This window comes from uncultured Anaerovibrio sp. (assembly GCF_947302755.1).
Lineage (GTDB): Bacteria > Bacillota > Negativicutes > Selenomonadales > Selenomonadaceae > Anaerovibrio.
Genome location: NZ_CAMYWM010000131.1, coordinates 1 through 6,808, shown reverse-complemented (window position 1 = coordinate 6,808; position 6,808 = coordinate 1). Strand labels below are relative to the sequence as shown.

Sequence of the window (6,808 nt, the reverse complement as noted above, 5' to 3'; positions counted from 1 at the left end):
GATGGATATGCCACATTCAGCCAATATGATAATGAGACCCATAATATAAATACTCCAGCTCACTACATTGGTAAGCAGGGAGGTCTGGGATATATTATCATTCCTGGCAATTATCAAATTATTGATAATACCTGTGGCCGTACGGGCAATGACCTGTACCACAGTATATATAAATATAATGAAGAAAATATAGGTCAGAAGATGCTCGACGGGTACCGGCAGGTTCATCATGCGGGTGAGAAAATTCAGGTACAGAGATACCACGATAAGCATGGGAGCTCCCTTTAATCCGTGAAGCAGGGCCGTTTTCCATGTAAATTCCTGGAGTGCGGAACGGGAGGCGATATATTTTCCTACTGTTCTATTGCAGAACCAGCCCAAGGAAATCGCCAGCAGCAGTCCCACAATCGGTGGTACAAGCAGAAAAAAGATCTGTTTTGGATCAAGGCTCTCCACATAATTTTGAAATAAATGCGCATCAAAGGTAGTGAAATCAAACATTTTTTACCTCCATTTCGGGAAATAGTTATTCTAGGCTACGTATAGTATACCCTAAATACAAGAAATTTTCCTGTAAAAGGAAAATTGCAGGGTATAGCAAAAAATTGTCGAATTATACAAAGGAAACTATTGATATTGAATGGAGGAATTCTTATGGTATTCAAGCGAATATTTCTCATAGTATTGGATAGCTTTGGTATTGGTGCCGAGCCCGATGCCGGGGAATTTGGGGATGCAGCTACGGTAAATACCTTAAAAAGCGTTATGACATCAAATAAATTCAAGGTGCCCAATCTGAAGAGGCTGGGCCTGTTTAATATCGATGGCGTAGAGGGAGAAGAACAGGAGCCTGCACCGGAGGCCTCCTTTGCCCGTCTGCAGGAAGCCTCCAAGGGGAAGGATACCACCATAGGCCATTGGGAGATTGCCGGCCTTGTATCCGACACCCCCCTGCCTACTTATCCGGATGGCTTCCCGGAGGATATTATCAGGCAGCTGGAGGAGGCCTTTGGCCGGAAAATTATCTGCAATAAACCATATTCAGGTACCCAGGTCATACATGATTACGGGCAGGAGCATATAAAAACCGGTGCTCTTATTGTCTATACCTCGGCTGACAGTGTGCTGCAGATTGCCGCCCATGAGGATGTAGTTCCTGTTGAGGAGCTTTACGAGTATTGTAAAAAGGCTCGAAAAATCATGACAGGAGAACATTCCGTCGGTCGAATTATTGCCCGCCCATTTATTGGCGATTATCCAAGCTTTGAACGCACCCCAAGACGCCATGATTATTCCATGGAGCCGCCTGGCGATACTATTCTCGACCTGTTGAAGGTGGCCGGCAATTCCGTGGTAAGCGTAGGAAAAATAAACGATATCTTCGCCGGCCGGGGCATCAGCCGCCATGTAGCCATTACCGATAATGATGATGGTATGGCAAAGGCTTTGATTGAGGTGGACAAGGATTATTACGGGCTATGCTTCATCAATCTGGTGGATTTTGATATGAAGTACGGTCATCGCCGTGATGTGGATGGCTATGCGGCAGCCCTTACCCGGTTTGATGAACAGCTGGGAGAGTTCCTGCCCAGGATGAAGCGGGGCGACGTGTTGATTATTACAGCTGATCACGGCTGTGACCCACTGGCCGCCGGTACGGATCACACAAGGGAATATGTGCCGATGCTTATTTATGGCGAGGGTATCAAAAAGGGAGTCAACCTGGGCACCAGGCACAGCTTTGCGGATATTGCTGCCACCATCTCCAAGCTAATGCGCATACCGTATGCTACCAAGGGTGAAAACTTCTGGAATGAAATAAAGGAGTAACAAATAAACCTCCCTAACACCACCTTATACTTTTTCAACATATTGAAGTTTTCCAATTGCTAACTTATCCCCATTTTTTTATATTCATGTGTTGTATATTCACCAATAAGGCCGTCATTTATTGACTGCCTTATTTAATTTTGTGTATTTTTATACATTTTACTCACTTTTTCTAATATACAACTGTGGATAAGATAAACCACAAGATATAGTGTTTGAGTTTGACACTATATACTATATATTGTAAAATCTTTGTAGATTAAAGAGGAGGACAGGTAAGTTTATATGGCAAGTAATATACAGAATATACGAAAACGCAATGGGGATATTGTCCCATTTACCCCAAAGAAGATTACCGATGCAATCCGCAAGGCCAATCTGGAATCCATAGATGATACCTTTTCCGAGAAGGTGTTAAATAAGCTCACCAATGAGGTTATTAAGGCCATTGCCAATCAGGATATTCCGGCGGTGGAGTACATTCAGGACGCCGTGGAAAGGGTGCTCATTCACAATAATTTTGCCAGCACTGCCAAGGCATATATTATTTATCGGGCCGAGCACACCAAGATTCGTGAGGCTCAGGGCAACCTGATGGATATTTATAACGAGCTGACCTTCAAAAAATCTGCGGATGCCGATATAAAGCGGGAAAATGCCAATATCGACGCAGATACGGCCATGGGAACCATGCTGAAATATGGCTCTGAGGGCTCCAAGTACTATATTGATAATTACATTCTGCCAAAGGATATTGCCGCAGCCCATATCGATGGTGACATTCATATCCATGACAAGGATTTTTATATGCTCACCGAAACCTGCTGTCAGATTGATCTGATTAAGCTGTTCAAGAATGGCTTCTCCACCGGCCACGGATATTTGCGGGAGCCAAATGGGATCCGCTCCTATGCGGCACTGGCCTGTATTGCCATTCAGGCTAATCAAAACGAAATGCACGGCGGTCAGTCCGTTCCTAACTTTGATTACTCCATGGCACCGGGGGTGGCCAAAACCTTTGCCAAGGAGTATTTTAAGGCCCTGGCGGCCTTCTTCATCGCTGTTCTCAGCATGAATCCCAACGACGCCAAGCTGCTGGCCAAGGAAATTCGCCGCTGTCTGCCTATAGAAATTCGCCTGGGCAATACGGAGGAATACCTGCACCACCTGATTGACTTCCTGCCATTTCATCAGCAGAGCCACAATTATCAGGCTATATCGCCAAATCAGACGGAGCGGGCCCACAATTATGCAGTGGCCACGGCAGTGGATGCCACCGAGGATGCCACCTATCAGGCCATGGAGGCCTTTGTTCATAACCTGAATACCATGAATTCCCGGGCTGGTGCCCAGGTGCCATTCAGCTCCATAAATTATGGAACAGATACCTCACCGGAGGCCCGCATGGTTATCCGCAACCTGCTGAAGGCCACCACTGCCGGGTTGGGCAACGGTGAGACTCCTATTTTCCCGGTACAGATTTTCAAGGTAAAGGAAGGGGTCAATTACAACCGTCACGACCCGAATTTTGACCTGTTCCAGCAGGCCATACGCACCTCAGCCAAGCGGCTCTTCCCAAATTTCAGCTTCCTGGATGCACCATTTAATCTCCAATATTATAAGGAGGGCGATTATAATTCCGAGGTGGCTTATATGGGCTGTCGTACCCGGGTAATGGGCAACGTTCACGACAGGAAGCGGGAGGTAACCTGCGGACGGGGTAATCTCAGCTTTACCAGCATCAATCTGCCCCGGCTGGCCATAAAGGCCAAGGGGGACAAGAAGGTGTTCTTCCGTGAGCTGGACAGTATCACTGAGCTGGTATTCCGCCAGCTGCTGCACCGCTTTAAAATTCAGTGCAGCAAAACTGTCCGCAATTATCCTTTCCTGATGGGACAGGGTGTATGGATTGACAGTGAAAAGCTGCGCATTGATGACAGTGTGGCCGAGGTATTGAAGCACGGTACCCTGTCCATGGGCTTCATTGGTCTGGCCGAGACCCTGATTTCCCTCATAGGCCAGCATCACGGCGAATCCGAGGAGGCCCAGAAGCTTGGTCTGGAAATTGTGGGCTATATGCGCAAGCGCATGGACGAAAAATCCCAGCAGACAGGGCTTAACTTTACTCTCCTGGCCACGCCGGCCGAGGGTCTCAGTGGTCGCTTTGTCCGGCTTGACAAAAAGCTGTACGGTGAAATTCCCGGCGTTACGGACAAGGATTATTATACCAACAGCTTCCACGTGCCGGTTTATCACAAGATTACAGCGGCCAAGAAGCTGGAGATTGAGGGCCCATACCACGCCCTGACCAATGCCGGTCATATCAGCTATGTGGAAATGGACGGGGATCCCTCCAAGAACCTGAAGGCCTTTGAGGCCATCATTCGCTGTATGCACGATAATGGTATTGGCTATGGCTCCGTAAATCATCCTGTTGACCGGGATCCGGTATGTGGCTATAACGGCATAATATATGATGTATGCCCACAATGCGGCCGCAGCGAAGCCGCCCATAAAATGCGTCGGATTGTCCGCCGCCCACAATATGACAAGAATTCAATCTAGGTGATTTTTATATGAAAGGACAGTGCAGGAAAATGACAATAAATGGAATTGACGTAACCGTAAAGGGCTTAAATGATGTTAGCGAGCAGGAAATCATCAGCTATATCGACATGCTGGAGAAGGAAAGCAATGAGGATCTCAGCAGTCTTACCATCTCCCCGGCCGAGGATGGCTCCGTGGCTTTGGACTACGTATTACAGCCCGCTAAATTTGAACGTATCCGTCGCATCACCGGCTATTTGGTAGGTACTATCGATCGCTGGAACAATGCCAAGCGTTCTGAGGAGCATGATCGCGTAAAGCATGGCATCAATTAAAATTGCCGGTACCGTCAATGATTCTGTTGTAGACGGTGAAGGGTACCGGTTTACCATATTCACCCAAGGCTGTCCCCACGACTGCATTGGCTGTCACAATCCCCAAACCCATGATTTTGACGGAGGTCGGGTGGAGGACACAGAGGATATCCTGAAGGTTGTATTGGATAACCCCCTGCTGCAGGGGGTTACCTTCAGCGGCGGTGAGCCCTTTTGCCAGCCTGGTCCACTGGCCGATTTGGCCCGAAGGCTTCATGAGCATCACCTGGATGTGTGGTGCTACACCGGTTACACCATGGACCAGCTTCTGCAGGGAACCCCCCAGCAGCTGGAGCTGCTTAAGGAGCTTGATGTTTTGGTGGATGGGCCCTATCAGGAATGGAAGCGGGATATCTCCCTCAGCTTCCGGGGCAGTAGCAATCAGCGGATTATTGATGTACAGGAAAGCCTAAGGAAAAATCAAATCATCTTATATGATGTTTAACACTGAAATCGGACTGGTGAACGCCGTCCGATTTTTTTTGCTGTCTTTTTTGTTTACATTGACACCTATTAGGGCAAATGCTACACTTTTATACAAATCATTTTGTTTGGTAAGGAGATAGATTCATGGCTGAAGAAGTAAAAGCTACCACTGTAGAAGAAATATTGGAAAATACCACTATTGCTGACGTTTATAAGGCGGCGAAGCAGCTGGACGGGGTTGCCAAGAAAACCAAGCTCATCGAGAGTTCTTTTTTTTCTGATTTATGCGGCAACAATGTTTACCTTAAGCCGGAAAACCTGCAAAATACCGGTTCCTTCAAGCTGCGGGGTGCCTACAATAAAATCAGCCAGCTCAGCGATGAGGAAAAAAAGCGGGGCGTAATTACTGCCTCCGCCGGAAATCATGCCCAGGGGGTGGCCTTTGCCGCCCAACAATTAGGCGTAAATGCCGTAATTTGCATGCCTGCCACCACCCCACTGCTAAAGGTGGAAGCCACCAGGGCCATGGGGGCTGAGGTGGTACTCCACGGTGACAGCTTTGACGATGCATATGCCAAATCCCTGGAGCTCCAGCAGAAAAAGGGCTATGTATACATTCATCCCTTTAACGATAAACAGGTTCTCCTGGGCCAGGGCACCACAGCCCTGGAAATAATCGACGACCTAAAGGATGTGGATGCCATCCTGGTACCCATTGGCGGCGGCGGCTTTGCCAGTGGCGTAGCCTTGGCCACAAAGGCCGTAAACCCTCAGGTCAAGGTAATTGGCGTAGAGCCTGAGGGAGCTGCCTGCATGGAAAATTCCTTTGCCCGTGGCCAGGTTTCCACCCTGTCCTTTGTGGAAACCGTAGCCGACGGCTGTGCCGTCAAGACCCCCGGTGAGCTTACCTACGCCTTCTGCAAAAAATATTTGGACCAGATAATCACCGTATCGGAAATGGAAATAATGTCAGCCCTCCTTTCCCTTATTGAAAAGCACAAGCTGATTGCCGAAGGAGCCGGGGTACTCAGTCTGGCCGCCCTGAATAAGCTGCCATTCAAGGGGAAAAAGGTGGCGGCTATTATCAGCGGCGGTAATATTGATATTTCTACCATAAGTGCCCTTATTAACAAGGCCCTGATTGCCCGGGGCCGGGTATTCTGCTTCTCAGTGCTGTTGCCGGATAAGCCAGGCCAGCTGGTAAATGTGGCCAAGGTAATTGCAGACAACAATGCCAATGTTATTAAGCTGGATCATAACCAGTCCAAGGTTACCGACAGCTTCAAAAGGGTGGAGCTGGAAATAACGGTGGAAACCAATAACCACGAACACATCAAAAAGCTTACCAAGGCCTTGGAGGATGCCGGCTATGATGTAACAAAGGTGTTCTGATTAAAAAACTGATAAAAAATCTATTGTCAAGGATATTTTGATAATTTATCCACATTTTTTGAAAAAAGTGGATAAGGTTGTGGATAACTTGTGCTTTCAGTTGAATAAATAGGCAGTTATCCACATTTTTCTGTTGTTAATCAGCAATTTTTCAATTATACTGTACTTGTAATTGTGTTCATATTAAACATATCTTTCTCTTATAAACATATCTTTCTCTTATAAACATATCTTTCTCT

Annotated in this window: 6 protein-coding genes; 5 read left to right on the top strand and 1 reads right to left on the bottom strand. The window is 47.3% G+C overall.

What is annotated here, in order from left to right; genetic code table 11:
- The coding region (locus tag Q0Y54_RS10760; RefSeq protein ID WP_297967590.1) for a hypothetical protein at window positions 1-501 on the bottom strand (501 nt) is incomplete at its 3' end.
- A gap of 153 nt (window positions 502-654) precedes the next feature.
- Between Q0Y54_RS10760 and Q0Y54_RS10755 the strand changes: the two genes are divergently transcribed.
- From Q0Y54_RS10755 to ilvA, 5 genes are all read left to right on the top strand, one after another.
- Window positions 655-1,830: a phosphopentomutase gene (locus Q0Y54_RS10755; RefSeq protein WP_297967589.1), complete on the top strand. Its 1,176-nt coding sequence runs from the start codon at window positions 655-657 to the stop codon at window positions 1,828-1,830.
- 285 nt (window positions 1,831-2,115) lie between these two features.
- A complete protein-coding gene (locus Q0Y54_RS10750; protein WP_297967585.1) occupies window positions 2,116-4,395 on the top strand; it encodes an anaerobic ribonucleoside triphosphate reductase in 2,280 nt (759 codons plus the stop codon).
- A gap of 32 nt (window positions 4,396-4,427) precedes the next feature.
- Window positions 4,428-4,712 (top strand): anaerobic ribonucleoside-triphosphate reductase, encoded by a 285-nt coding sequence (nrdD, locus tag Q0Y54_RS10745; RefSeq protein WP_297967582.1) that lies wholly within the window; start codon window positions 4,428-4,430, stop codon window positions 4,710-4,712.
- Entirely contained in the window at window positions 4,699-5,196 is a 498-nt protein-coding gene (nrdG, locus tag Q0Y54_RS10740) for an anaerobic ribonucleoside-triphosphate reductase activating protein (RefSeq protein WP_297967579.1), read from the top strand. Before nrdD ends, nrdG begins: the two co-directional genes overlap by 14 nt.
- A gap of 125 nt (window positions 5,197-5,321) precedes the next feature.
- A complete protein-coding gene (ilvA, locus tag Q0Y54_RS10735) occupies window positions 5,322-6,569 on the top strand; it encodes a threonine ammonia-lyase (protein WP_297967576.1) in 1,248 nt (415 codons plus the stop codon).
- Window positions 6,570-6,808 lie beyond the last annotated feature (239 nt).

Excerpts from the sequence above, each read along its gene's own strand:
- Q0Y54_RS10755 (WP_297967589.1), top strand. The coding sequence starts at position 655 with ATGGTATTCAAGCGAATATTTCTCATAGTATTGGATAGCTTTGGTATT.
- Q0Y54_RS10750 (WP_297967585.1), top strand. The coding sequence starts at position 2,116 with ATGGCAAGTAATATACAGAATATACGAAAACGCAATGGGGATATTGTC.
- nrdD (WP_297967582.1), top strand. The coding sequence starts at position 4,428 with ATGACAATAAATGGAATTGACGTAACCGTAAAGGGCTTAAATGATGTT.
- nrdG (WP_297967579.1), top strand. The coding sequence starts at position 4,699 with ATGGCATCAATTAAAATTGCCGGTACCGTCAATGATTCTGTTGTAGAC.
- ilvA (WP_297967576.1), top strand. The coding sequence starts at position 5,322 with ATGGCTGAAGAAGTAAAAGCTACCACTGTAGAAGAAATATTGGAAAAT.